Below are 22,696 nucleotides of genomic sequence, written 5' to 3'. Positions count from 1 at the left end.
ATTATACCTTCAGACGCGCCGCCCCGATGCGTCGATGACGACTTCGCCGTCTTCCTTGGTGAACGGCCCGATCTCCGGATTGGGCAGGATGTCGAGAACCGCTTCAGACGGCCGTGCAAGCATGGTGCCGAGCGGTGTGACGACAATCGGCCGGTTGATCAGGATCGGATGCGCCAGCATGAAATCGACGATCTCGTCGTCGGTCCATTTGGGGTCACCGAGATTGAGTTCGGCGTACGGCGTACCCTTCTCGCGCAGCAATTCGCGCGGTGTCATCCCCATCGCCTTGATCAGCTCGACCAGCCGTTCGCGCGACGGCGGGTTTTTCAGATACTCGATCACATCAGGCTCTTCGCCGGACTGCCTGATGATGGCGAGCGTGTTGCGCGAGGTGCCGCAGTCGGGATTGTGATAGATGGTGATGGTCATTTCGCGGCTCTCATCTGTCTGACTGGTTTGGGCTCGCTGAGCAGCCATCCTGCCAAGGCCATGGCAAGCAGCGCCCCCAGGAGCTCGGCGAGGATGAACGCCGGCAGGTCCATCGGCCGGATGCCCGCGAAGGTGTTGGAAAGAGCGCGGGCGACCGCGACCGCTGGATTGGCGAAGGACGTCGAAGCCGTGAACCAATAGGCCGCGGTGATGTAGAGGCCGACCAGCCATGGAATCGCATCCGAACGGAAGCGAAGGCCGGCGAGAATGGTGAAGACCAGGCCGAAGGCCGCCACCAACTCCGCAATCCATTGTCCGTTTCCGGTCCGCACGGTTTGCGAGATCTGGAGAATCGGCAGTTCGAACATGGCGTGCGCCATCAGCGTCCCGGCGACGCCGCCGACAATCTGGGCGATCACATAGGCCAGTGCAGCGTTCGCTTCGATTTCCCGCCTGAGGGCAAAAACCAGCGTCACCGCCGGATTGAAATGCGCCCCGGAAATCGGACCGAGTATGGTGATCAGCACCACCAAAATCGCTCCAGTCGGCAACGTGTTGCCGAGCAGGGAGAGACCCACGTCGTCCGTCAGACGATCTGCCATGATGCCGGACCCGACGACCGTCGCGACGAGCATTGCCGTGCCGAGCGCTTCGGCGACGATGCGACGGGGAATGTCTGCCGCCATGAGGTCAGCCGGCCTTCGGTAGATCGCGGCCGATTTCATCCAGCCGTTTCTGCAGGGCGAGCTTGTCGATCGTGTTCATCGGCAGGCTGACGAAGATCGAGATCCGATTGTTGAGCATGCGGTAGGCTTCGGCAAAGGCCAGGTGCTTTTCGGCGTTCGTGCCGTCCACGGCGGCCGGGTCGGGCACGCCCCAATGCGCCGTCATCGGCTGTCCCGGCCAGACCGGGCAGGATTCATTGGCCGCGTTGTCGCACACGGTGAAAACGAAATTCATCTCCGGGGCGCCGGCAGCCGCGAATTCCTGCCAGTCCTTCGAACGGGCGAAGGACGTGTCGTGGTTGAGGGTTTTCAAAAGCTGGAGTGCGTAGGGATGGACTTCTCCCTTCGGGTGCGATCCGGCCGAATAGGCCCTGAACTTGCCGGCACCGACACGGTTGAGGATCGCTTCGGCAAGGATCGACCGTGCCGAATTGCCGGTGCAGAGAAAAAGCACGTTGTATGGGTCATTCATGGGGCGGTCCTCCCTTCTAACAGTTGCAAGTCACGGCCTGAATGACCGGCTGGCAGAGTTCCGGCGCGCCGTTGCAGCAATCCTCCATGAGATAGGCAAGCAGATCGCGAAAACCGGTCATGTCGGCGACGTAGCGGATCGTCCGGCCGTCGCGCTCGGCGCGGACGAGACCGGCATGATCGAGAACCTTCAGATGCGCCGACATGGTGTTCTGCACCGTACCGAGGCGCGCGGCGATCTCGCCGGCAGGCACACCGTCTGCGCCCGCCCGCACCAGCAGGCGAAACACCTCGAGCCTGGTGTCCTGGCCAAGCGCTGCCAATGCGAGAAGAGCGGTGTTCTTATCCATGCATCCTAGAATCCGGAATTATGGATGTATATGGCCGGCATATGACAGACACATGACGACGGATAGTCGAGATTATCGCTGGATGCTGGCTGCAATGGTCCGCGCCCTGCAAAGGCGACTACGAAATCGGAAGGACCTGGTCCTCGGTCGCGTCGCCTAATTACGCAGGGCGAACGTGAACGGCGCGGTGCGGGTTATGCGGGAGCCGAGTTCCGGCGGCGGCTTGGGCACTGAGGCACCCTGCAATGTGCTAAGCGCCGCGCTATCGAGGTCTGGATCGCCGGAGGAACGAGCCAGCCGGGCGGATAGGACCCGGCCGGACGCGTCGACGGTGAAGGTCACGCTCGGACTACCTTCCACGCGCCGGGCCTTCGCGGCCCTCGGATAGTCGGTGTGCCGCCTTATCCACGCACGCAATTGAGAGTCCCATCTGGGCGAGTTGCCGCGTTTTGCAGCCGCCGCTTTGGCCGATTTCGGCGCGGCCGCCCTGGCTGCGGGATTCGCAGCGACACTGGCGGTGACTGTCTTCTTCGGCGGAGGTGCGGCTTTCTCCTTTTTCGGACGCTTTTTGGCCTCTTCGACCGGCTCCTTGGCTTTGACCTCAGCCGGCTCCTTCACCTTGGCCTTTGCCTGCTTCTTTGGCTTGGCCTCGACGGGTATCTCGACCGGTTTCGGCTGCGGCAGCAGGATGACCACTTCCGGCGTGACGGCCTCGGCAACATCGGGCACGACCTCCTCGAGCGGCGGCTGGTCGACCCGTTCCGCCACGGTCGGCGGGGTGGGCTCGACTGTGTCGGCCGGAGCGGCTTCCGACGGCTCGGTGACCGGCTCTGCCCGCTCGACGGACGGTTCGGGCGGAGGCTCCGTTTCGACTGTCTCGGGCTCGTCGACCGGATCCGGCTGATCGGGCGCTATCTCCTCCGTCAGCGGGGCCGGCATGGCCGGCGTGAACGCCATTGGCGCCAACTCGATCACCTGCGCCTGCGGCGGCCCGCCATCGGGCTCGGCCGGGCGCCAGCTCTGCATCGCATAGCCGATCGCGGCATGCGCCACGAGAACCAGTGCAGCCGGGCCCGCCCACCAGGCAATCTCGCGCACGCCGAAACGCCGCTGATCGGCCATCGGCAGGGCGGCCGACGGCGACATTATTGGCCCGTTCCGACTTGCGGTGCCGCGGCATCGCCGGGCGCGGTCTCGAGGCCGACCAGCGCGATCTTCAGATAGCCGGCGCCCCGCAAAAGGTTCATCACCTCCATCAGCTCGCCATAGCCGACCGCCTTGTCGGCGCGCAGGAAGATGCGCGTCTGCCTGTCGCCTTTTGTCCTGCCGACCAGCGCGGCGGCGAAGGCTTCGCGCGGCACGGTGTCGTTGCCGATTGCCAGGCCGAGATCATCTTTCAGCGTCAGGAACACGGCGTCTCCGGCCGGGGAGACGGCGTTGCGGTCGAGCCCGGCAGGTCGACATTGACGTCCACCGTCGCCAGCGGCGCCGCGACCATGAAGATGATCAGCAGGACCAAGATCACATCAATGAACGGCGCGACGTTGATCTCGTGGTTTTCCTCGAGATCGCCGTCGATGTTCTCTCGAATTCTAGCCGCCATGGCGTCGCTCCGTGTTCATTCCGCGGCCATCTGCTTTGCCGGCGCGACCGTGCGGAAATCCAGATCCCGGCTGACCAGCCGTTCGACCCCTGCCGACGCGTCGGCGAGGATCTGCCTGTAGCCGGCTATCGATCGCGCGAAGACATTGTAGATGACCACCGCCGGGATCGCCGCGACAAGGCCCATCGCGGTGGCCAGCAAGGCTTCCGCAATGCCCGGGGCAACGACGGCGAGATTGGTGGTCTGCGCCTGCGAGATGCCGATGAAGGCGTTCATATGCCCCAGACGGTGCCGAAAAGGCCGACGAAGGGCGCGGTCGAACCGATCGTCGCCAAGACGCCAGTGCCGCGCGACATGCGCCGCGCCGCCGCCGCCTCGATGCGCGACAGGCGCGAGGTGACCCGTTCCTTCAGCCCGTCGCCGGACACATGGTCGAGCGAGCCGGCCGAAAGCGCTGTCTCTTCTTCGGCTGCGCGCACCAGCAGGGCGCCAGGACCGTTATTATGGCCAAGCGCGCGGCCGGCCTGGTTCAACGTCGCGGCATTGCCGATCGCTTGTGCCGCGCGGCGGGCACGCAGCTTGCCGCCAAGGATCTCCAGCGATTTGGCCAGCCATATCGTCCAGGTGACGAAGGACGCAAAGGCCAGCCCGATCATCACCGCTTTCACGACGATGTCGGCCGCCATGAACATGCCCCATGGCGACAGGTCGCGCGGCAGGGTCAGGGAGGTTGCCGTCGAAGGCCCCGTCTCGACAGGCGTGGTCACGGTAGGCGTGGCCTCTGGGGGCGCGGGCACGCCGGGCTGGGTCGCCGGTGGCACGGCGGCGTCTGGCGCAGCCTGCCCAGGCGCCGGAGCCGGCGCCTCGATCGCCGGGGCCGCGGCCGATTGCTCCTGGGCGGCAGTGCCGCCGGCCGACAGGATGACGGATGCGAGCAACGCCGCGAACAAACCATGTCTGGACAAGGGCTTCTTCCTTATTCTCACAGTGGCCTCATTGCACATAGCCGATGGGCTGGCCGGTGACGGGGTGCGCAAACACGCCCATCTCGACACCGAAAATTCCTCTAAGCACCTCGCCCTGCATGATCTGGTCCGGCGTGCCGCGCGTCAGCAGCCTGCCGTCCTTCAGTGCGATCAATTCGTCGCAGTAGCGCGCCGCCATGTTGGGATCGTGCAGCACGACGACGACGCACAGGTCGCGTTTGCGGCTAAGATCCCTCACCAGTCCCAGCACCTCGACCTGATGGGCGATGTCGAGCGCCGAGATCGGCTCGTCGAGCAGCATGACGCCGGCATTCTGCGCCACCAGCATGGCCAGCCATGCGCGCTGGCGCTCGCCGCCGGACAATTCGTCGACCAGCCGGTCGGTGAAGTCAGCCATATCGGTCAGGACAAGCGCCTCGTCGACATGGCGCCTGCCCTCGTGCCCGAAACGGCCGAGCGCGCGGGCGAGTTCGCGTGCGCCCCACTGCGCCTGCGGCCGCCGCGCGAAGGTGATGCCTCCCGAGCTTGCCGGCTGCTCGCGCGCCAGGAGCTTGATCAGCGTCGACTTGCCCGAGCCGTTGTGCACGATCAGCCCGTAGATGCGCGAGCGTTGCAGCTCGAGCGTAACAGGACCGAGCAGGTTCCGCTCGCCGACGGCGAATCGCACCGCTTCGACCTGGAAGGCAGTCTGGGCATGAGTTCCTGCCACGGTCTCGGCCTCTTTCCAGCTTCGCGCGCGCATTTCGAAATCCGGATTTCGGCAATACGATTTGCGGCTCCGACGCCCGGTTGACTATGAAACATGAGTTTACGAGTCAACAATGAAGATGGCTGTTTGAGTCAACAAAATGTCGTGACGCCGGATTTACCTCGAAATTCGAAAGGGGAGCGCGCCGAGATGGTGACTGGTTTTGGTCGCGGAAGAATTCGAGACGAAACGACTGCGCGCCGAAACCTGCTGATCGCGGCACTGTCGCTGCCGGTGCTGCTTGGCGGCCACGCGTCGTGCAGGAGGCGACCACCACTCTCGACCCGACCAACATTCAGGAACGGGTCGAAAGCGTCCTTTGGGACGGTCGACGGCGATGTCGCCACCCAGGGCTCTACCGCCCGACCGAGGAGACCCTCCGCGAGATCGAGCTCGGCGCCGGAAGTTTCGACCGCTATGAAGGAAAGTTCGACTTCAGCGGGGCTGTCAACGCTGACAAGTCGCTGCCGTTCCGCCGGCGCGTGCTTCCCGGATCGCGCGGGACGCAAACGCCCCGGGCTGGGGGACATCGGCCTCGCGGCGCGTCAGCGAATTGCGCAGCAGCGCGATCGTTTCGCGGCCCGCCGCCGCGATCTCGCGCGGCCTGTCGACACCGACGATCATGAATTCCTCGATTCCCAGCGCCGCATAAGGGAGCAGCGACAACGCGACCTGTGCCGGCGGTCCGGCAATTTCGACCGCCTTCTGGCAGGGGTCGTTGTGCTCCGAACGGATCCGGACGGGAAGCGCAAAACGCAGCTTGCCGGCCCGGCCGTGCTCGGCGGCGGCACTGCGCACCCGCCCTATCAGCTGCCGGATCTCGTCGGGCGAACCCGGCGCCAGTTCGAAGACATCGGCATGCCGCCCGGCGACCCTGAGGGCCGTTCCGGACTGTCCGCCCATGCGGATGGTCATGTCGGCGCCATGCGGGCCCTTGCGCGGCACGTAGCCGCCCTTGACGCTGTAGAAGGCACCTTCATGATCGAACGGCCTATCGTTCGACCACAGCCGCTTCAGCAGCACCAGATATTCGTCGATCCGCTGCCAGACGATCGTATGGCCGACCGGCCGTGCCTCGGCATCGTCGTCGTTCAGCGGCTCGCTGAGCATCCTGAGCGACAGCCGCCCGCCGCTTTCTGCGTCGAGCGCCGCCAATTGCCGTGCCGCCACCGTCGGCTCGATCACACCGGCCCAATGCGTGAGAACGACCTCGAGTGAGGACGTGCGGTCCAGCGCCCGGGCGGCAATATCCATATTGGTCAGCAGCCCGGCCGGATCGTCGACGACGATCTTCTGAAAACCGATGTCCTCGATCAGCAACAGCTTTGTCGCGGTTTCCGCGAAATCGTAGAAAAACGGCACGGTTGAATCGGCAGGGTGAGTTTTGCCGGGAACATGCGTGAACTCGATCGGCATTGCCATCTCCTCCATCACGTTGGGTCAGGGGCACGCGCGAAAGCGCACCGGCACTGGGTTCATTCAACTCCGATATTGCGCAACGGCAGATCGCTATCCCTGTAAGTCAGGACCCGATGACTCGGGCGCTCCATGATCAGGGGATAAGGCCCAGGACGACTGCCCCGGTGAACACGAACGCAAGGGCAAAGACGAGATAGGCAAAGGCGCCCTCATAGGCCGGCCGCCAAGTCTGGTCAGAACCGAGTCTTTGGTCTTTGCGGGCGGTCCGGGCGTTCTGGAAATAGGACATATCGATCTCCGTCTCGGCAGTTACTCTATAAAATCAGTAGACTTTGTCGAGTGCTATTTTCCAGCGATCCTTGGAATGTTTTTCTCAAATCAGAAGGCAATTTGGTTTGTTTGCTGCTTAGCGCGGCGCTCCCGAGCCCGATCGGCCCGATGGCAAAAACGCCGGGCCCATGCAGGCGCAGGGACACGGGCCGGGGCGGCGTGCTATTTGCTGGGCGGCCTGTAAGCTTCCAGACCGAACAGCATCAGCACCAGCGACACCAGGAAGAATCCAACCGCTACGCCGAGCGCGATCCGGGCGTAGAGTTTGTAAACATCGCAGATGATGGTGCCAAACACCCGTCGCGCCGGGCCATCGGCTGGGCGCGATTTCTCATCGAGGTAGAGCCAGACTTCGGTGTGTTTGGGATTCTTGCTGCCTGCGGTCGTGGCTTTCCACATCAGTGCCAAAACCATAGTCAGCGTGAGGAACGCGCCGGAACGGAATGCTGACACCGGGTTGAAGGAGAAGCCGACCATGACACAGCCGATGGCAAGCGATCCGAACATTACGGCGCGCCCGATGCATCCCACAGCAACCCGTCTGATCTCATCCATCGGCCGCCTCGGCAACAAACTCGCCGACAATGTGCGAGCGCTTCGACCGTATCAAATCACTTTAAGGCGAATGTGCCGCCTGGACGGGTGTGCCATCGCCTGAATTCGGCCATCGACGCGGCCCGGCGGCGCGCTCTATGCTGCAGGGCAAGCAGGATCGAACCTTTCCGGCATCGACAGAGCGCTGTTTCGGCAAGCCGGGACATCCGGCAGAGGAAGCCTATCAGCTATGTCAAAAGGGACGAAATTGAAGCCGGCGACCGGCGCGACACCGCTGATAGCGATTGCGGCTGCCGCCGTCGACACCGAAACAACCGGGCCAGACGCCACAAGGGCACGCGTGGTCCAGATTGGTGCGATCGGCATCGCGCATGGCAAGGTCGTCCGGAAACCTCAGCTCGATCTCCTCATCGATCCTGGCGAAGCAATCTCGTCCGAGGCCTCGCTTGTCCACGGCATCACCGATACCGATGTTGACGGAGCCGGGAGCTTCCCTGATGCATGGGGGCAATTCCAGGAGTTCGTCGGCGACCGCATCCTCGTCGGACACTCGATCGGCTTCGACCTGGCGGTCTTGGAGCGCGAATGCCGACGCGCCCGCTTGCCCTGGAAAAAGCCTCGGGCGCTGTGCGTCCGGCTTCTTGCAACCATAGCAAATCCCAATCTGGCAGATCATTCGCTGGAAACGATCGCCGCCTGGCTTCGCCTGGAGATAGCTGGCCGCCATTCGGCCCTGGGCGATGCGATCGCGGCGGGAGACATCTTTGCCGCGTTGATTCCGGAATTGCGCAAGCGCAACATCCGAACACTCGGAGAGGCCGAGGTCGCCTGCCTTGCTCTTTCGGACGCTCTCGAAGCCGGCCATCGCGCCGGCTGGGCCGAGCCGGTGTCGCGACCCCAGGCTCCCGCGTTTCAGCCGGTTGATCCCTATGCCTATCGCCATCGCGTCGGCAGCCTCATGAGCGGCCCGCCAGTCGTGGTCAAGTCGACCAAACCGACCAGGCAGGTCATCGACCTCATGGTGAAGCGCAAGATCAGCTCGGTCCTGGTGTCCGACCGTGGAACGCCGGATCAACCGATCGAGGAGTATGGCATCGTTACCGAGCGTGACCTGATGCGCCGCATATCGTCCGACGCCGAGCGGGCTTTTGACATGCCGGTCGGAAGCATCGCAACGCGACCGCTGATAAGCATCCGCGCCGCCGCCTTCGCCTATCGGGCGATCGGCCGCATGGATCGACTGAAAGTCCGCCACCTCGCTGTCCGCGACGATGGGGGCATGCTGGTCGGCGTGCTTTCGGCGCGTGACCTGCTCAGGCTCCGAGCTGCCGCGGCCATCGATCTCGACGACAACATCGAACATGCCAGGGACGCCGCCGAACTGGCGGCCACCTGGTCGATGCTGCCGGGCGTGGTACGTTCGCTCATCGGCGAGGAAATCGACCCGCGTGTGGTGGCGGAAATCATCAGCGACGAACTTTGCTCGCTTACCCGTCGCGCCGCCGTGCTTGCCGAACAACAAATGCAGATCGAAGGCCACGGCCCGCCGCCCTGCGCCTATGCCGTGCTCGTGCTCGGCTCGGGCGGCCGTGGCGAAAGCCTGATGGCCCCGGACCAGGACAACGCCATCGTCTTTGCAGACGGCGAACCGGATGGGCTCGAAGACCGCTGGTTCAAAAATCTCGGCGCCAAACTCGCCGATATGCTCGACATCTCAGGCGTGCCGTATTGCAAAGGCGGTGTAATGGCCTCGAATGCCGCATTCCGCGGAAGCCTCTCCACCTGGAAGCGGCGCGTCGAGGATTGGGTTCGCCGCCTGCGGCCGGAGGATCTGCTCAACGTCGATATCGTCTACGATCTGCGGCCGGTGCACGGCGACACCACGCTGGCCGCGCAGTTTATCGAATATGCGTATGAGCGTGGCCACTCCGAGCCGGTATTCGCGAAGCTTCTCGGCGAGCAGATGACCACCGGCAATCCCTTCACTGTCTTTGGCGGCTTTCAACTTGAAAACGGCCGGTTGGACATCAAAGCGCATGGCCTTTTTCCGATCGTCGCGACCGCACGCACTCTTGCAATTCGCCACGGCATCCGCGAGCGGAGCACGCGTGCCCGGCTCGAGCAACTGATCGCGCTGGATATTGGCGGCGAGCCCGACATGAAGGCGATGCTGGCCGGCCACGCCATGCTGGTCGGCTTGCTGCTCGCTCAGCAGACGCATGACATCTACGCCGGTATATCGGTATCCAACCGCGTCGAGATCAATGCGCTGGCGCGCGAGCAGCAGGCACAGCTCAAGGGCCTCATCAAGCGCCTTCAGTCGGCACCCGACCTGGTGCGGGACCTGATGTTCGCATCGCCGGCGACGCTCGGACAGTAAACAAACTCAGATGCGCGCGGCGCCAAACAGTTCATCGACGAGGGCGCTGAGATCGGCCTGCACCAGGAAATCCTCATGCGCGCGCAGCAGATTCATTCTCAGGAAGTTGAAGATATAGTCGTAGTCGTTGGTCAGCAGATTGGGGTGGATCGGGACCATCTCGAAAACCGTTCGCGCCAGCGGCTCGGGGATCTCGCGCACCGGGCGCGGCGGGCCGATCTGGGTGGCGGCGAGGCGCTGACGTGTGAGCTCGGCGGCGTCCTCCCAGAAAGTGGGGGGCGAGCCCTCCGGAACGGTATATTTGGAGAAGCTTGCCAAAGCGACTTTTTCCAGCGCCGCTGGCAGGCCTCGCTGGCGCAAGCCGGCAGGTTCGCGCAGCGCACCCTCCACCATTTCCGCCACCATGGCGTAGCACGCAGGGTAGGCGCGCCAGCGTGAATGGTTGAGCGCCGCCTGGAACTCCTTCTCGCTGAACAGCTTCTGCCAGTAGACCCCTGCCCTGACGCGGCAGAACTCGACGATGCTCTTCTGCGCCAGGAAGGCGGCACGCGAATCCATGAAGTCAGCCAGTCCGTCGACGCTGACGATCGGCTGCGGCTTGCGCAGGAACTCGGGCAACAGGTCGTTCAGCAGGCCCATGGCGCTCTCCCTTCGGTTTTGTTCCCAACCGACGTTGACCGTTTAGCCTCCACCACGCCGCACCGCCAGTCCTCATGCCGATTCTCCAATCCTCTCACCGATTCTAAAGTCGTATGAACAGCAGCGACAAAAAGTGATACCCCTACAAAGTTACGGTCGACTGATTCTATACTTGGCCGCGACATATGCCGGAGGGCTTCCGCGGCAGCGGAAGAGGCAAGCGTTAAACGGCGCCTTGCGGTCGAGACGGTTCGCAAGCTGCCAACCAAGGGAGGGTTCAAGCTATGGCGACGCCAGACCGCGTAAGTTATTGGAACAAGACCAAGGGCCTCATGTTCACCATGCTGGGCCTGTGGGTATTCTTCGGTTACGTCATCCACATGTTCGTGGAGCAACTCAACACCATCGTCATTTTTGGCTTTCCGCTCGGCTTCTACATGGCCGCTCAGGGTTCGCTCATCGCCTTCGTCGTCATGCTGTTCTGGTTCGCACGGCGCCAGAACGCGATCGACGAAGAGCACGGCGTCCATGAAGATTGATCGGGGGAACGTCAATGGCTAACACGACATCTACCACCGCAGGCGGAAGCGACTTCACCTCCAATCTCGGCCGCATCTACGGCATCTACACCGGCGGCTTCATAGCCTTCATCATCCTGATGGCCATCTTGAGCGCCATGGGCGTCGAAAATGTTGTCATCGGCTACCTGTTCATGGGCTTTACCATCGTCATCTACGCGGTGATCGGCGTCCTGAGCCGCACCATGCACGTCGGCGAATATTACGTCGCCGGGCGTCGCGTACCGGCGCTCTACAACGGCATGGCGACCGGCGCCGACTGGATGTCAGCGGCCTCCTTCATCGGCATGGCCGGCTCGCTCTATCTGCTCGGCTATGATGGTCTCGGATTCGTGCTCGGCTGGACCGGCGGCTACGTGCTCGTGGCCATCCTCGTTGCGCCCTATCTGCGCAAGTTCGGCGCCTACACCGTCCCCGACTTCCTGTCGGCGCGCTACGGCGGCAATCTTGCCCGCTTCATCGGCGTGATCGTTCTGTTCTCCTGCTCGTTTACCTATGTGGTCGCGCAGATTTTCGGCACCGGGCTGATCTCGGCTCGCTTCCTTGGCATCGACTTCAACGTCGCGGTCTATGTCGGTCTTGCCGGCATCCTGGTGTGCTCCATGCTGGGCGGCATGCGCGCCGTCACCTGGACGCAGGTCGCCCAGTACATCGTGCTGATCATCGCCTATCTCATCCCTGTCATCTGGATGTCGACGGTGAAAACCGGCGTGCCGATCCCACAATTGATGCAAGGCCAGGCGCTGGCGAACATCACCGCGCTTGAGACGGCGCAGGGCATCACCGTGCATCACATCACGCCGTTCGTGCATGGCGGCTATGATGCCAAGAACTACTTCCTGCTCATCCTCTGCCTGATGGTCGGAACGGCGTCATTGCCGCACGTCCTGATGCGCTACTTCACCACCCCGTCGGTGCGTGAAGCGCGTGTTTCGGTCGCTTGGTCGCTGCTGTTCATCTTCATCCTCTACTTCACCGCGCCCGCCTATGCGGCATTCGCCAAGTGGACGATGCTCGACCTGGTGGCGTCGGGTCTGACGCCCGAAAACATCGCCGAGAAAGCCGGATGGATGATGCGCTGGGCCGCTGCCGACAATACGCTCGTGCAGATCTGCGGCAAGGCGGCGACAGACACCGCAGCGATCGTCGCGGCCTGCGCCGAAAAGGGCGTGACGGCACTTTCGTTTGCCGACATCAACCTCAACGCCGACATGATCGTGCTGGCCACGCCGGAAATGGCCGGCATGCCCTACGTCATCTCGGGCCTCGTCGCCGCCGGCGGTCTTGCCGCCGCGCTGTCGACGGCGGACGGCTTGCTGCTGGCCATCGCCAACGCGCTCAGCCATGACATCTACTACAAGATGATCGACCAGAATGCGCCTACGTCGCGGCGCCTGATCGTGTCCCGCATCTTGCTGGTTATGGTCGCCGTGCTGGCCGCCTACGTCGCATCGACCAAGCCGTCGGACATCCTGTCGATGGTGTCGTGGGCCTTCTCTCTTGCCGCCGGCGGGCTGTTCCCGGCGCTGGTGCTCGGCGTCTGGTGGAAGCGCGCCAACTCGGCGGGCGCTGTCGCCGGCATGATCGCAGGCTTCGGCATCACCATCTTCTACCTTGTCATGACGCAGTATGGCGCCGACTTCGACAAGGCGACGCCGAATATGGAACTGTGGTGGGGCGTGAAGAACATTTCGTCGGCGGCCTTTGGTCTGCCGGTGGGCTTTGCCGTGATGATCATCGTCAGCCTTCTCACCAAGGCACCATCCCGGGCTATGCAGGATTTCATCGAGGAAATCCGTGTACCGCGCGGCAAGCAGATGATGGAAGAAAAGACTGCCTGATCGCGCATAGCGATCGGCGCTCGAAGCGGGGTCCGGCGACGGACCCCGCTTTCATTTCGGGGGCGTCGCTGGCATAACGCGGCGCCACCGCTGCTTGGAAAAGCCCACATGAACGACTTCTGGTCCTATTGGTATTTCCACATACCAAATTTCATCCTTGCCGCAGTGATGTACACGCTGATGGGGCGTCTCCTGCTCGGCCTCTTCGTGCCCGAAAGTTGGGACAACTACATCTGGCGCTTCTTTAAGACCGTCACGGACCCGTTCCTGCGGATCGTGCGGACCATCACGCCGTCGATCCTGACCCAGCCGGTGGTGATCGTTTTCAGCGTGCTCTGGCTCATGGCCTTGCGCATCGGCTATCTCGTCTTGCTGATCAATGTCGGCATTGCGCCGATGGCTTCACAGGGGGGTTGAGGCAATGGACAGAAACGCTCTTGTGCCGGTCATGGCGGTCGCCATCGTCAACGGTATCTTTTCGCCGTGGGTGCTGATGGTGTTCCTGCTCTATCCGATCTGGTATCCGGGCTGGGCGCCTCCCTTAAGCCAGATCGTTTACATGGCAAGTGCGCTGATCCTGTCGACGGTGACCATCATGCTCGCCGGCGTGCCGGCCGCGCTTTATGAGCGCTGGTCGGCGCAGCCCAGGAGCATCGTCGTCTCGTCTATCTGGCTCGCCGGCACGGTTTTGTTGACGTTGCCGGCGCTGCCGAATGTGATGCGGGCGCTAAGCGGCGGCTGATAATTTCCCCCAGCCTGTCAGCGTTCCTCCCGGCGGAACGGCTTGAGCAGCGCCGAAGGCGCGACGGCATTGCGCGACATTGCCGCCATGGCGACGATGGTGAAGATGAAGGGCAGCATCAGGAACGCCTCATAGGGAATGTGGCCAAGCCCACTCGCCTGCATGCGCAACTGCAAGGCGTCGACAAAGGCGAACAGCAGCGCCGCCCCAGCCGAGCGCCACGGGTCCCAGCGGCCGAAGACGACGAGCGCGATTGCTACCCAGCCGCGACCCGACACGATGCCGAAGGTGAAGGCGTTGAACTGCACCATCGACAGGAAGGCACCGGCCAGCCCCATCAGGGCACCGCCGAGGATCACCGCTTGGAAGCGCGTGGCGATGACGCTGACGCCGGCCGAGTCGGCGGCGCGTGGATTTTCGCCGACCATGCGCACCGACAGGCCCCACGGCGTCCGATAGAGCACGAAGGCGGCCAGGGGAACGGCTGCCATCGCCATGTAGACCAGCGAAAACTGGTTGAATACCGCCGGTCCGAGCACCGGGATGTCGGAGAGAACAGGGATCGGCAGCGTTTCGAAACTCTTGATGCTGGGCGGCACCGATTGCTGGCCGAAGATCAGCCGGTAGAGGAAATAGGCCAGGCCCGACGAGAACAGCGTGACGCCGATGCCGCAGACATGCTGACTGAGGCCGAGCGCCACCGTAAACAGCGCATGCACGGCACCCATCAGCGCACCGGTCAGCATCGCCGCAAGCACGCCGAGCCACAGGCTGCCGCTGAGGCTGGTCGCGGTGAAGCCGGTCATCGCCGACAACAGCATGATGCCTTCGATGCCGAGATTGAGCACGCCGGCCCGCTCGGAGAACATCTCGCCCAGCGTTGCGAAAGCCAGCGGCGTGGCAATGCGGATGATGGCGGCGAGGAAGCCGACCTGAAAAATCTGTTCGAGCACCACGCTCATCTGGCTGTCCCCACGCGGCGGACGCGGTAGGCGGTGAACAGCAGCGCCACCAGCATGGCGAGCAGCGCGGTTCCCTGGATGACATCACTGAGGAAGGCGGGAACGCCGGTCGCCCGCGACATCGCCTCGGCGCCGGTCATGACGGCGGCGAGGAAGAGCGCCGCCGGCACCACGCCGAGCGGATTGAGCCTCGCCAGCATGGCGACGACGATGCCGGAATAGCCATAGCCCGGCGAGATGTCGCTCATCACCTGGAAATGCACGCCGCCGACCTCGCCGACCCCGGCAAGGCCAGCCAGCGCGCCGGACAGCAGCGCCGTCGAGATCAGCACCCGCTCGACATGGATACCGCCATAGCGCGCGGCCTCGGGATTCTCGCCGATGACCCTGATCCTGAAGCCGAGCGTCGTGCGCGCAATCAGGAACCAGATCACCGGCGCAGCAAGGAAAGCCGCCACGACGCCGAGATGCAGCCGCGTGCCTTCAAGCAGCACCGGGAAATTCGCGGAATCCTCGATCGGCGGCGAGATCGGGTAGCCGCTGAAACTGTCTTTCCACGGGCCTTCGATCAGCGCCATCAGGGCATAGAAGATGACCGAGTTGAGCAGCAGCGAGCTGACCACGTCATCAACCCTGAAGTTTACGCGCAGCGTCGCCGGCACCAAAGCGACTGCCGCACCGGCGGCAGCGCCCGCCACCGCCATCAGAAGCATGGCGAGCGGCCCCGGCATCGGGATGGCGCCGACGGCGCAGCTCGCCACCGCACCGGCAAGCAACTGCCCCTCGGCGCCGATGTTCCAGAATTTGGCGCGGAAGGCGACGGCGACGGCAAGCCCGGTAAAGATCATCGGGGTCGCGCGCACCAGCGTTTCGGTGATGGCGTAGCTGTCGCCCAGCGACGCCGAGAACATCACGCCATAGGCCTCGATCACCCCGGCGCCGGCCAGCGCGATGAGGCCGCTGCACAGCACCAATGTCGCGCCGATCGCCAGCAGCGGCAGGGCGAGATTGAACCAGCCGGGCGTGCTGGTGCGGGCTTCGAGACGGAACATCAACTATGGCCCTCCGCCCCGGTCATCATCAGGCCGAGCCGCGCGATGGTGGCATCGGCGCTGTCGAGCGTACCGACGATACGTCCCTCATACATCACCGCAATGCGGTCGCAGAGCATGAGCAGCTCTTCGAGATCCTCGCCGATGACGATGATGCCGCAGCCCTTGGCACGCATGTCGAGGAACTTCTCGTGGATGAAGCGCGCCGCACCAATGTCGAGACCGCGCGTCGGCTGCGACACGACCAGCACCTTTGGGTCGAAGGCGAGCTCGCGCGCCAGCAGCGCCTTCTGCAGATTGCCGCCGGAAAGCGCCCCGGCCCGCGTCATCGGTCCCGGGCAGCGTATGTCATAGGCCTTGATCTGTGCTTCGGCGAAGGCGCGGATCGCGTCGGACCTGAGCAGGCCGTTGTGGCTGAACGCCCCCGTGCCGATGCGCGGCAGCACCATCGAATCCGCCAGCGGCAGATTGGTGACCAGCCCGGTCGTCATGCGGTCTTCCGGTATACGCCCGAGACCGAGCGCCTGCACCTCGCGCGGCGAGAATCGCGAGACCATTTTGCCGGCTATCGTCATCCGGCCGGCATCGGGCGCACGAATGCCGGAGACCACCTCCGCCAGCGCCCGCTGGCCATTGCCGGAAACGCCGGCAATGCCGAGGATCTCGCCCGCGCGGACAAAGAGCGAGACATCGGCGAGCGCCATGCCGGAATGGCGCGAGGTCGAGATGCCGTCAAGGGTCAGCACAGCCTCACCCGGCGTGGACGGTCCCCTGGCCGGCGGAACGATCTCGTGGCCGCACATCAGCCGCGCCATTTCCGACGACGTCGTGCTGGCAGGGGCATCGACGCGCCCAGTCACGCGGCCATGCCGCAGCACCACGCAGCGATGGGTCAGCGCGCGCACCTCGTTGAGCTTATGCGAGATGAAGATGATGCCGAGACCCTGGGCCGCCATCGACCGCAACGCCGAAAACAGCCCGTCGACCTCTGTCGGCGCCAGCACCGCCGTCGGCTCGTCGAGGATCAGCAGCCTTGCACCGCGAAACAGCGCCTTGACGATTTCGAGCCGCTGCTGCTCGCCGATCGACAGCGCCGAGACGGGAAGGTCCGGATCGAGCGTAAGCCCATGCTGCCGGCCGATCTCGTTGAGCCGCGCCCGCCCACCGGCGCGATCGATCCGGCCCGATTTGCCGGGAATGCCGATCAGCAGGTTTTCCAGCACCGAAAGCCGCGGCGCCAGATGAAAATGCTGGTGCACCATGCCGATGCCGGCGACGAGCGCATCGGCCGAGCTGTTGATCGTCACCGGCCGGCCCTGAACCAGGATCTCACCGGCGTCCGGCGCATAGGCGCCGAACAGCACGTTCATCAGCGTCGTCTTGCCGGCGCCGTTTTCACCCAGCAGCCCGAGAATTTCGCCCGGCGCGACGCTCAGATCGACGGCTTCGTTCGCCTTGACGGCGCCGAAGCTCTTGGAGATGCCGCGCATTTCGATGAGAGGGGCGGGCGTTGACAAGGGTGCTCCTGGTGAGAGATGGCGCTGACACCCCTCCCCCTTGAGGGGAGGGTGCCGAGCGAAGCGAGGCGGGAGGGGTCACCTCAGCTGCCTCGACCTTTAGACCGATAAAGATGGAGCGCGTCACAGCGGACCCCACCCGGTCCTTCAGGCCACCCTCCCCTCAAGGGGGAGGGCTGCTGCGCCGCTCAATCCGAAACCGGCGTTTCCTCGTCGACGTTAACGCGGAAATTGCCGTCGAGGATTTCTGCCTTTTTCTTTTCGACCAGCTCCTTGACGTCGGCGGGCAGCGTCTTGTCGAATTTGTGATACGGCGCCAGAAAGGAGCCGCCCTTGGCCATGCGCGAGAAATCGCCATAGTCCTGCGCGGTGAAGACGCCGGCCTTGACCAGCTTGATCGCGTGCTCGACCGTCGGATACATGTCCCAGACCGGGCCGGTGATCACTGTGTCCGGGCCGAGGTTGGACTGGTCGGACATGTTGGAGATGGCGAGGATCTTCCTCTCGACCGCCGCTTCGATGACGCCGAAACGTTCGGCATAGATCACGTCGACACCGGCGTCGATCTGGGCGATCGCCGCTTCCTTCGCCTTTGGCGGGTCGAAGAAGGAGCCGATGAAAGCGACCTTCCTCTTGATATCAGGATTGACCTCCCGGGCGCCGGCAAAGAAGGCATTGACCAGCCGATTCACTTCCGGAATGCCCATCGCCGCGACGGCGCCGATCGTGCCTGATTTCGACATCTTTCCGGCGATCAGGCCGGAGAGATAGGCCGGCTCGTGAATCCAGTTATCGAAGACTGCGAAATTCGGCTCGGCCGGCCCGGCGCCGGAGCCGAACAGGAAGGCGATCTTCGGAAACTGCTTGGCCGTGCGGCGGGATTCGCGCTCGGCCGCGAAAGCATCGCCCAACACCAGCTCATAGCCGCCCTGCGCATATTCGCGCATGACACGGCTGAAGTCGGCCGTCTGCACTTTCTCCGACCATTTGTATTCGATGCCGAGTTCCTTCTCGGCCCTCTGCAGGGCGACATGGATCTGGTGGACCCATGGCTCCTCGGTCGGCGTGGCGAAGATCGCCGCCACCTTCAGCTTCTTGTCCTGCGCCAAGGCACTGCCCGGCAGCATGGCTGCCGCCAGGCCAAGCGCGCCGAGTTCCAGCACATTGCGTCGCGAAAGTCCTTCGCGTTTCGATTGCATTTTGCTCTTCCCATTTTCCATTGCATGCCCCTCTGATTGGCGCCGCGTCGAGCCGGCTTTGTTCTCTTGAGTATCAGCCAGAGAACTATGGAACGGAGCCCCACCTTTGTCCACATGGTCAAATTTGCCGGCGGAAAAGCTGCAACCTGGCCGCCCTCCATCGCAACCACGGCGGCAGTGGATCGCTTGCGCTCAATGCTTGATGCGGTCGCGCATGGCGTACCAGAGCATGCCGAGCACATAGAGCGGGCCGCGCAGCGCGGTGCCGCCGGGAAACGGCATTGGCCTCAGCGTCGAAATCAGATCGAGCCGCGAAGCATCGCCGGTGATCGCCTCGGCAAGCAGCTTTCCCGACAGCGTCGACAGGATCACGCCCTTGCCGGAATAGCCATGCGCAAAATAGACCTCGCCATAGTGGCCGACATCCGGCAGGCGCGATGTTGTCACCGAGACCAGCCCGCCCCAGGCATGATCGATGCGGCGGCCGCGCAATTGCGGAAAGGTCTTTTCCATATGCGGCCGCACGAAGCCGGCAATGTCGGCGGGCGGCGACGGCGTGTAGCGCTCGCCGCCGCCGAACAGCAGGCGTCCGTCCGCCGACAGCCGGTAGTAGTTGACCACGAAGCGGGTGTCGGAAACGGCGACATTGCTTGGGATGACGTCGCTCGGGTCGTCCAGCGGCTCGGTGGCGACGATGTAGTTGCCGACCGGCATGATGCGGCTGTTGACGCGCGGCTCGAGCCCCTGGAGCAGCGCGTCGCCCGCCAGCACGACATGCTTGGCCCGGACCGAACCCTTGGCCGTCGCAACCCTGATGGCAGGTTCCCGCTCCAGCCGCAGCGCCACCGAATTCTCATGGATACTGACGCCCGCCGCTGCCGCGGCGCGGGCAAGACCCAGCGTGTAGTTCAGCGGATGCATGTCGCCGCCGAGCTTTTCGTACATCGCGCCGTGATAGGGCGTGTTCACCATTCCGCGCGCCTGTGCTGACGACAGCATCTCTACATCATGAAAATTCATCACGGTGGCAAGGCAATCGGCCTCTTCTTCGAGGTCGCGCAGGTCGGAGCCATTGACCGCACCGGCCAGATGGCCAGTCAGCCGGAGGTCGCAATCGATGGCGTGGCGCTCGATCAGGTCGAGCACCAGTCCGCGCGCCTCGAAGGCGAGATCGAACAGCGCCCGCGCCCGTTCGGGCCCATAGAGCTTGACCAGGCCCTTGGCGCCCTTGCGCAGGCCGGGAATGATCTGGCCGCCATTGCGCCCCGACGCCCCCCAGCCGATCTTGCCGCCTTCGAGGAGCACCACCTTCAGCCCGCGCTCGGCGGCATGAAGGGCTGCGGACAGGCCGGTACAGCCGCCGCCGACCACCACCAGATCGGCGTCGACGTCGCCTTGCAACGCCGGATGATCCGGAGCCGGACTGGCCGTCGCGACATAATAGGATTTGCCGATATCCAGGCCGGAGTTGAAGCCCCCAGAATTAAAGCCCATCATCATACCTTGAGCAGCAGATGATCGCGTTCCCAGCTGGTGACGACGCTCTGGAACAGGTCGAGCTCGACGCTCTTGACGCGCAGATAGGTCTGGAAGAAATCCTCGCCGAGCAAGTCCCGAACCGGACTGCACGCAGCGAAACGGTCGAGCGCCTCCTCCATGGTTTTCGGCAGCGTGCTCTTGCTGCGATAGGCATTGCCCGATGCCTCGGGCGAACGCGAGAGCTTTTCCTCGACGCCGAGATAGCCACAGAGCAGCGAGCCGGCCATCGCCAGATAGGGGTTGGCATCGGCGCCGGGCAGCCGGTTTTCCACCCGCCGCGCGGCCCGCCCGCCGGCCGGCACGCGCAGGCCGCAGGAGCGATTGTCATGCGACCACTCGATGTTGGCGGGGGCGCTGTGGTTCGGCCGGATGCGGCGGAACGAATTCACGTTCGGCGCAAACAGCGGCATCACCTCGGGAATGTATTTCTGCAGGCCGCCAATGAAATGCCCGAACATCTCGGTGTCGGCATCATCACGCCCGGCAAACAGCGTATTCCCGGCCTCGTCGATGACCGACATGTGGAGATGCATGGAGCTGCCGGCTTGCGCGGCGATCGGCTTGGCCATGAAGGTCGCATGCATGCCACCTTCCTGCGCGGCCTGGCGCGTCAACCGCTTGAACAGCAGCACCTTGTCGGCCAGCGGCAGCGCGTCGCCATGCAGGAAATTGATCTCGAGCTGCGCCGTGCCCGATTCGTGGATCAGCGTGTCGAGCGGCAGCCCGGCCGCCGCGGCATAGTCGTAGAGGCGCCGGATCACCGGCTCGAACTCCTCCAGCGCCGCCATGTCGTAGGGGTGCTGTACGGTTTCGGGGCGGCCATTGCGCCCGACCGGTGCGGTCAGCGGCCGATCGGGATCTGGATTGGGCGCGGTCAGGTAGAATTCGAGCTCCGGCGCGACTACTGCCCGCCAGCCGCGCTGGCGATAGAGATCAAGCACGGCCCTCAAGACATGACGTGGCGAGGCCATCCACGGCCGGTCGTCCATGTGAAACGCATCGGCGAAGACATAGGCTTTCCCTGCTCCGGCACCGGGTGCAAGGCAGAGCGTCGCGACATCCGGCACCATCCGCATGTCGGGGTCCTGATAGCCGAAGCCCTCGTCGTTGGAACCGGAATAGCGGCCGTCTATGCAGACCAGGAAGGCGCTGCTCGGCAGGTAGAGCGCACGGTCCTCGAGCGACTTCAGGAACCTGGCCTTCGGCAGGGCCTTGCCACGCAACACGCCATTCACATCCGGCACCAGGCACTCGACTTCCCTGATCCCCTGCTGCTCCAGCCATCCCTTCGGATCCTCCGTTGGGGTCATTTGCGGTGCATCCGTTGTCGTGGCGTTGAGCATCAGGTCACGTCCTTACGAGGGCGAGAATGGCTTCGGCGGTGGCGTCGGTTCCCGGCGCCCGTGCCATGGTGGCTGCATTCTCCTTGAGACGAAAGCGCATCTCGCGATCGGCCATTAGGCCAAGGATGGCGTTTTCCAGTTCGTCGTCGCTCCAGCCATCGCGGCTGATGTGGCGGCCGACTCCGGTTTCCTCGGCGCGTCGCGCATTGTCATGCCCGTCCCAGCAATAGGGCATGATCAGCGACGGCACGCCGAAACGCAGCGCTTCGCAAAAGCTGTTGTTGCCGCCGTGATGGATGAAGAGGTCGGATTTCGCAACGACCGACGGCTGCGGAAACCAGGCGTCGAGATAGACATTGTCCGGAACCGCGCGATAGGTGTCACGCAGGCCACCGACATTGACGATGAAGCGGGCCGGAAGCCGGTCGAACAAGGTGAGCATGCGCTCAATCAGGCCGACATCCATGGCGCCCAGGCTGCCGAAGCTGAGATAGACCAGCGGCCCGTCATTGCGCGGAAAGACCGGCACGTCGAACGGCCCTTCCGAGCGGACGCAGCCTTCAAGATAGACGAAGCGGGCCGGGTCGAGCGGCTCTGCCCGCTCCCTGCGCACGATCGTCGGAGTCAGCAGCAAATTGAGGTCAGGCGAAGCTTCCAGAAAAAGACCCTTCGGCAAGGGCGCAAGTCCAGCGTCGGTCCGAAGCCGGTTAAACCGATCATGCGCCGGAGCGACCGCTGCCAGATAACGGACCTCGAAGGCCGCACGGCTCGGGTCGTCGGCGGCGAGCCCGGACAGATAGGGGGGTACATCGGCGTCGGGTAGCTCGGTCTCGGCGCAGGAGACGACGCGCACCCAGGGGCAGCCGGCGGCAGCCAGCGCCGGAAACATGATGACGTTGTCGAGCACCACGGCATCCGGCTTCAGCCTGGCCAGCAATTGGCGCAGCGGCGCCTCGGCATTGACCGCGGTATCGACGATCGCTTCCCAGGTCGGGGCGACGTAGGTTTCGAGCTGGTCGATCGGGCTCAGCCTGAAATGCGGCAGATGGCGGCGCACGAACGCCTGCCAGTAGCTCTGGCGCTCGCTGTCGGTCAGCGGATCGTCGGTCGGCAACTGGTATTCCTGAAACCCGTAGTCGGCAAACACGCCGGAAAAGCCGGCGTGACAGATGAACACCGGCCGGGCGCCCCTTGCGCGCAAGGCCTGTGCGATGCCGACGCAATTGAGCGCGGCGCCGAAGCTCGCTTCGGGAAACAGCGCGATGGTCGGGCTGGCTTTGCGCATGTT

At 64.0% G+C, this 22,696-nt stretch carries 22 protein-coding genes and 2 pseudogenes; 5 read left to right on the top strand and 19 right to left on the bottom strand.

Annotation, left to right across the window (positions count from 1 at the left end; genetic code table 11):
• Positions 1-9: 9 nt before the first annotated feature.
• The 11 genes and pseudogenes from arsC to AC0L14_RS18135 all read right to left on the bottom strand — a co-directional run bounded on the left by arsC (position 10) and on the right by AC0L14_RS18135 (position 7,616).
• The gene (gene arsC, locus AC0L14_RS18185) at positions 10-429 is read right to left on the bottom strand and encodes an arsenate reductase (glutaredoxin) (protein WP_473485850.1); all 420 of its coding nucleotides are present in this window, start codon (positions 427-429) and stop codon (positions 10-12) included.
• Positions 426-1,115 (bottom strand): aquaporin, encoded by a 690-nt coding sequence (locus tag AC0L14_RS18180; RefSeq protein WP_473486004.1) that lies wholly within the window; start codon positions 1,113-1,115, stop codon positions 426-428. The genes arsC and AC0L14_RS18180 overlap by 4 nt, the downstream gene beginning before the upstream one ends.
• Before the next feature lie 4 nt (positions 1,116-1,119).
• Entirely contained in the window at positions 1,120-1,626 is a 507-nt protein-coding gene (locus tag AC0L14_RS18175; protein WP_473485851.1) for an arsenate reductase ArsC, read from the bottom strand.
• Positions 1,627-1,642: 16 nt separating this feature from the next.
• Positions 1,643-1,975: an ArsR/SmtB family transcription factor gene (locus AC0L14_RS18170; protein WP_258121464.1), complete on the bottom strand. Its 333-nt coding sequence runs from the start codon at positions 1,973-1,975 to the stop codon at positions 1,643-1,645.
• Positions 1,976-2,131: 156 nt separating this feature from the next.
• Positions 2,132-3,121, bottom strand: coding sequence for an energy transducer TonB family protein (locus AC0L14_RS18165; RefSeq protein WP_473750257.1), 990 nt, complete (start codon positions 3,119-3,121; stop codon positions 2,132-2,134).
• A pseudogene (exbD, locus tag AC0L14_RS18160) lies at positions 3,121-3,578 on the bottom strand (TonB system transport protein ExbD). Before exbD ends, AC0L14_RS18165 begins: the two are co-directional and overlap by 1 nt.
• A 15-nt stretch (positions 3,579-3,593) precedes the next feature.
• Positions 3,594-4,543: pseudogene (gene exbB / locus AC0L14_RS18155) on the bottom strand (tonB-system energizer ExbB).
• Between the two features lie 28 nt (positions 4,544-4,571).
• On the bottom strand, positions 4,572-5,306 hold the full coding sequence (locus tag AC0L14_RS18150) for an ATP-binding cassette domain-containing protein (protein ID WP_473750256.1): 735 nt from the start codon (positions 5,304-5,306) through the stop codon (positions 4,572-4,574).
• A gap of 453 nt (positions 5,307-5,759) precedes the next feature.
• A complete protein-coding gene (locus AC0L14_RS18145) occupies positions 5,760-6,728 on the bottom strand; it encodes an LLM class flavin-dependent oxidoreductase (protein WP_473485855.1) in 969 nt (322 codons plus the stop codon).
• Positions 6,729-6,864: 136 nt separating this feature from the next.
• The gene (locus AC0L14_RS18140; protein WP_473485856.1) at positions 6,865-7,020 is read right to left on the bottom strand and encodes a hypothetical protein; all 156 of its coding nucleotides are present in this window, start codon (positions 7,018-7,020) and stop codon (positions 6,865-6,867) included.
• Between the two features lie 203 nt (positions 7,021-7,223).
• Positions 7,224-7,616 carry a hypothetical protein gene (locus tag AC0L14_RS18135; protein WP_473525804.1) on the bottom strand — a complete coding sequence of 131 codons (393 nt, stop codon included), beginning with the start codon at positions 7,614-7,616 and terminating at the stop codon, positions 7,224-7,226.
• A gap of 229 nt (positions 7,617-7,845) precedes the next feature.
• Between AC0L14_RS18135 and AC0L14_RS18130 the strand changes: the two genes are divergently transcribed.
• Entirely contained in the window at positions 7,846-9,996 is a 2,151-nt protein-coding gene (locus AC0L14_RS18130) for a DUF294 nucleotidyltransferase-like domain-containing protein (protein ID WP_473750255.1), read from the top strand.
• A 6-nt stretch (positions 9,997-10,002) separates the two neighbouring features.
• Here AC0L14_RS18130 and AC0L14_RS18125 read toward each other — a convergent pair whose 3' ends face one another.
• Complete coding sequence (locus AC0L14_RS18125) at positions 10,003-10,635, bottom strand: hypothetical protein (protein ID WP_473750254.1); 633 nt, start codon at positions 10,633-10,635, stop codon at positions 10,003-10,005.
• A gap of 284 nt (positions 10,636-10,919) precedes the next feature.
• Between AC0L14_RS18125 and AC0L14_RS18120 the strand changes: the two genes are divergently transcribed.
• The 4 genes from AC0L14_RS18120 to AC0L14_RS18105 all read left to right on the top strand — a co-directional run bounded on the left by AC0L14_RS18120 (position 10,920) and on the right by AC0L14_RS18105 (position 13,796).
• On the top strand, positions 10,920-11,174 hold the full coding sequence (locus AC0L14_RS18120; RefSeq protein ID WP_192362171.1) for a DUF4212 domain-containing protein: 255 nt from the start codon (positions 10,920-10,922) through the stop codon (positions 11,172-11,174).
• A 14-nt stretch (positions 11,175-11,188) separates the two neighbouring features.
• Positions 11,189-13,054 carry a sodium:solute symporter family protein gene (locus AC0L14_RS18115; RefSeq protein WP_473750253.1) on the top strand — a complete coding sequence of 622 codons (1,866 nt, stop codon included), beginning with the start codon at positions 11,189-11,191 and terminating at the stop codon, positions 13,052-13,054.
• Between the two features lie 108 nt (positions 13,055-13,162).
• Positions 13,163-13,471: a YggT family protein gene (locus tag AC0L14_RS18110; RefSeq protein WP_192362175.1), complete on the top strand. Its 309-nt coding sequence runs from the start codon at positions 13,163-13,165 to the stop codon at positions 13,469-13,471.
• A gap of 4 nt (positions 13,472-13,475) precedes the next feature.
• Positions 13,476-13,796 carry a hypothetical protein gene (locus tag AC0L14_RS18105; RefSeq protein WP_473750252.1) on the top strand — a complete coding sequence of 107 codons (321 nt, stop codon included), beginning with the start codon at positions 13,476-13,478 and terminating at the stop codon, positions 13,794-13,796.
• Positions 13,797-13,813: 17 nt separating this feature from the next.
• On the opposite strand, the gene AC0L14_RS18100 is transcribed toward AC0L14_RS18105, so the two are convergent.
• The 7 genes from AC0L14_RS18100 to AC0L14_RS18070 form a co-directional block, all read right to left on the bottom strand.
• On the bottom strand, positions 13,814-14,758 hold the full coding sequence (locus tag AC0L14_RS18100; protein WP_473750251.1) for an ABC transporter permease: 945 nt from the start codon (positions 14,756-14,758) through the stop codon (positions 13,814-13,816).
• Complete coding sequence (locus AC0L14_RS18095) at positions 14,755-15,810, bottom strand: ABC transporter permease (RefSeq protein ID WP_473750250.1); 1,056 nt, start codon at positions 15,808-15,810, stop codon at positions 14,755-14,757. Before AC0L14_RS18095 ends, AC0L14_RS18100 begins: the two co-directional genes overlap by 4 nt.
• On the bottom strand, positions 15,810-17,300 hold the full coding sequence (locus AC0L14_RS18090) for an ABC transporter ATP-binding protein (RefSeq protein WP_473525987.1): 1,491 nt from the start codon (positions 17,298-17,300) through the stop codon (positions 15,810-15,812). Before AC0L14_RS18090 ends, AC0L14_RS18095 begins: the two co-directional genes overlap by 1 nt.
• A 215-nt stretch (positions 17,301-17,515) precedes the next feature.
• Positions 17,516-18,547 carry a BMP family protein gene (locus tag AC0L14_RS18085; RefSeq protein ID WP_473750249.1) on the bottom strand — a complete coding sequence of 344 codons (1,032 nt, stop codon included), beginning with the start codon at positions 18,545-18,547 and terminating at the stop codon, positions 17,516-17,518.
• A 171-nt stretch (positions 18,548-18,718) separates the two neighbouring features.
• Positions 18,719-20,023: an NAD(P)/FAD-dependent oxidoreductase gene (locus AC0L14_RS18080; protein WP_473750312.1), complete on the bottom strand. Its 1,305-nt coding sequence runs from the start codon at positions 20,021-20,023 to the stop codon at positions 18,719-18,721.
• On the bottom strand, positions 20,023-21,375 hold the full coding sequence (locus tag AC0L14_RS18075) for a glutamine synthetase family protein (RefSeq protein WP_473638523.1): 1,353 nt from the start codon (positions 21,373-21,375) through the stop codon (positions 20,023-20,025). Before AC0L14_RS18075 ends, AC0L14_RS18080 begins: the two co-directional genes overlap by 1 nt.
• Before the next feature lie 37 nt (positions 21,376-21,412).
• Positions 21,413-22,693 (bottom strand): glycosyltransferase, encoded by a 1,281-nt coding sequence (locus AC0L14_RS18070; protein WP_473638524.1) that lies wholly within the window; start codon positions 22,691-22,693, stop codon positions 21,413-21,415.
• Positions 22,694-22,696: the final 3 nt, after the last annotated feature.

Source organism: Mesorhizobium sp. WSM4841, assembly GCF_055811515.1.
Note: the sequence above shows the minus strand (reverse complement) of the source record. Positions and strands in the feature narration are given on the sequence as shown.

Bases quoted from the DNA above. Each gene is read 5' to 3' on its own strand.
- AC0L14_RS18145 (WP_473485855.1), bottom strand. From the start codon at position 6,728: ATGCCGATCGAGTTCACGCATGTTCCCGGCAAAACTCACCCTGCCGAT.
- AC0L14_RS18110 (WP_192362175.1), top strand. From the start codon at position 13,163: ATGAACGACTTCTGGTCCTATTGGTATTTCCACATACCAAATTTCATC.
- AC0L14_RS18085 (WP_473750249.1), bottom strand. From the start codon at position 18,547: ATGGAAAATGGGAAGAGCAAAATGCAATCGAAACGCGAAGGACTTTCG.
- AC0L14_RS18105 (WP_473750252.1), top strand. From the start codon at position 13,476: ATGGACAGAAACGCTCTTGTGCCGGTCATGGCGGTCGCCATCGTCAAC.
- AC0L14_RS18080 (WP_473750312.1), bottom strand. From the start codon at position 20,023: ATGATGGGCTTTAATTCTGGGGGCTTCAACTCCGGCCTGGATATCGGC.
- AC0L14_RS18130 (WP_473750255.1), top strand. From the start codon at position 7,846: ATGTCAAAAGGGACGAAATTGAAGCCGGCGACCGGCGCGACACCGCTG.
- AC0L14_RS18165 (WP_473750257.1), bottom strand. From the start codon at position 3,121: ATGTCGCCGTCGGCCGCCCTGCCGATGGCCGATCAGCGGCGTTTCGGC.
- AC0L14_RS18180 (WP_473486004.1), bottom strand. From the start codon at position 1,115: ATGGCGGCAGACATTCCCCGTCGCATCGTCGCCGAAGCGCTCGGCACG.
- AC0L14_RS18090 (WP_473525987.1), bottom strand. From the start codon at position 17,300: ATGCGCGGCATCTCCAAGAGCTTCGGCGCCGTCAAGGCGAACGAAGCC.
- AC0L14_RS18170 (WP_258121464.1), bottom strand. From the start codon at position 1,975: ATGGATAAGAACACCGCTCTTCTCGCATTGGCAGCGCTTGGCCAGGAC.
- AC0L14_RS18115 (WP_473750253.1), top strand. From the start codon at position 11,189: ATGGCTAACACGACATCTACCACCGCAGGCGGAAGCGACTTCACCTCC.
- AC0L14_RS18175 (WP_473485851.1), bottom strand. From the start codon at position 1,626: ATGAATGACCCATACAACGTGCTTTTTCTCTGCACCGGCAATTCGGCA.
- AC0L14_RS18075 (WP_473638523.1), bottom strand. From the start codon at position 21,375: ATGACCCCAACGGAGGATCCGAAGGGATGGCTGGAGCAGCAGGGGATC.
- arsC (WP_473485850.1), bottom strand. From the start codon at position 429: ATGACCATCACCATCTATCACAATCCCGACTGCGGCACCTCGCGCAAC.
- AC0L14_RS18070 (WP_473638524.1), bottom strand. From the start codon at position 22,693: ATGCGCAAAGCCAGCCCGACCATCGCGCTGTTTCCCGAAGCGAGCTTC.
- AC0L14_RS18140 (WP_473485856.1), bottom strand. From the start codon at position 7,020: ATGTCCTATTTCCAGAACGCCCGGACCGCCCGCAAAGACCAAAGACTC.
- AC0L14_RS18095 (WP_473750250.1), bottom strand. From the start codon at position 15,810: ATGTTCCGTCTCGAAGCCCGCACCAGCACGCCCGGCTGGTTCAATCTC.
- AC0L14_RS18150 (WP_473750256.1), bottom strand. From the start codon at position 5,306: ATGCGCGCGCGAAGCTGGAAAGAGGCCGAGACCGTGGCAGGAACTCAT.
- AC0L14_RS18135 (WP_473525804.1), bottom strand. From the start codon at position 7,616: ATGGATGAGATCAGACGGGTTGCTGTGGGATGCATCGGGCGCGCCGTA.
- AC0L14_RS18100 (WP_473750251.1), bottom strand. From the start codon at position 14,758: ATGAGCGTGGTGCTCGAACAGATTTTTCAGGTCGGCTTCCTCGCCGCC.
- AC0L14_RS18125 (WP_473750254.1), bottom strand. From the start codon at position 10,635: ATGGGCCTGCTGAACGACCTGTTGCCCGAGTTCCTGCGCAAGCCGCAG.
- AC0L14_RS18120 (WP_192362171.1), top strand. From the start codon at position 10,920: ATGGCGACGCCAGACCGCGTAAGTTATTGGAACAAGACCAAGGGCCTC.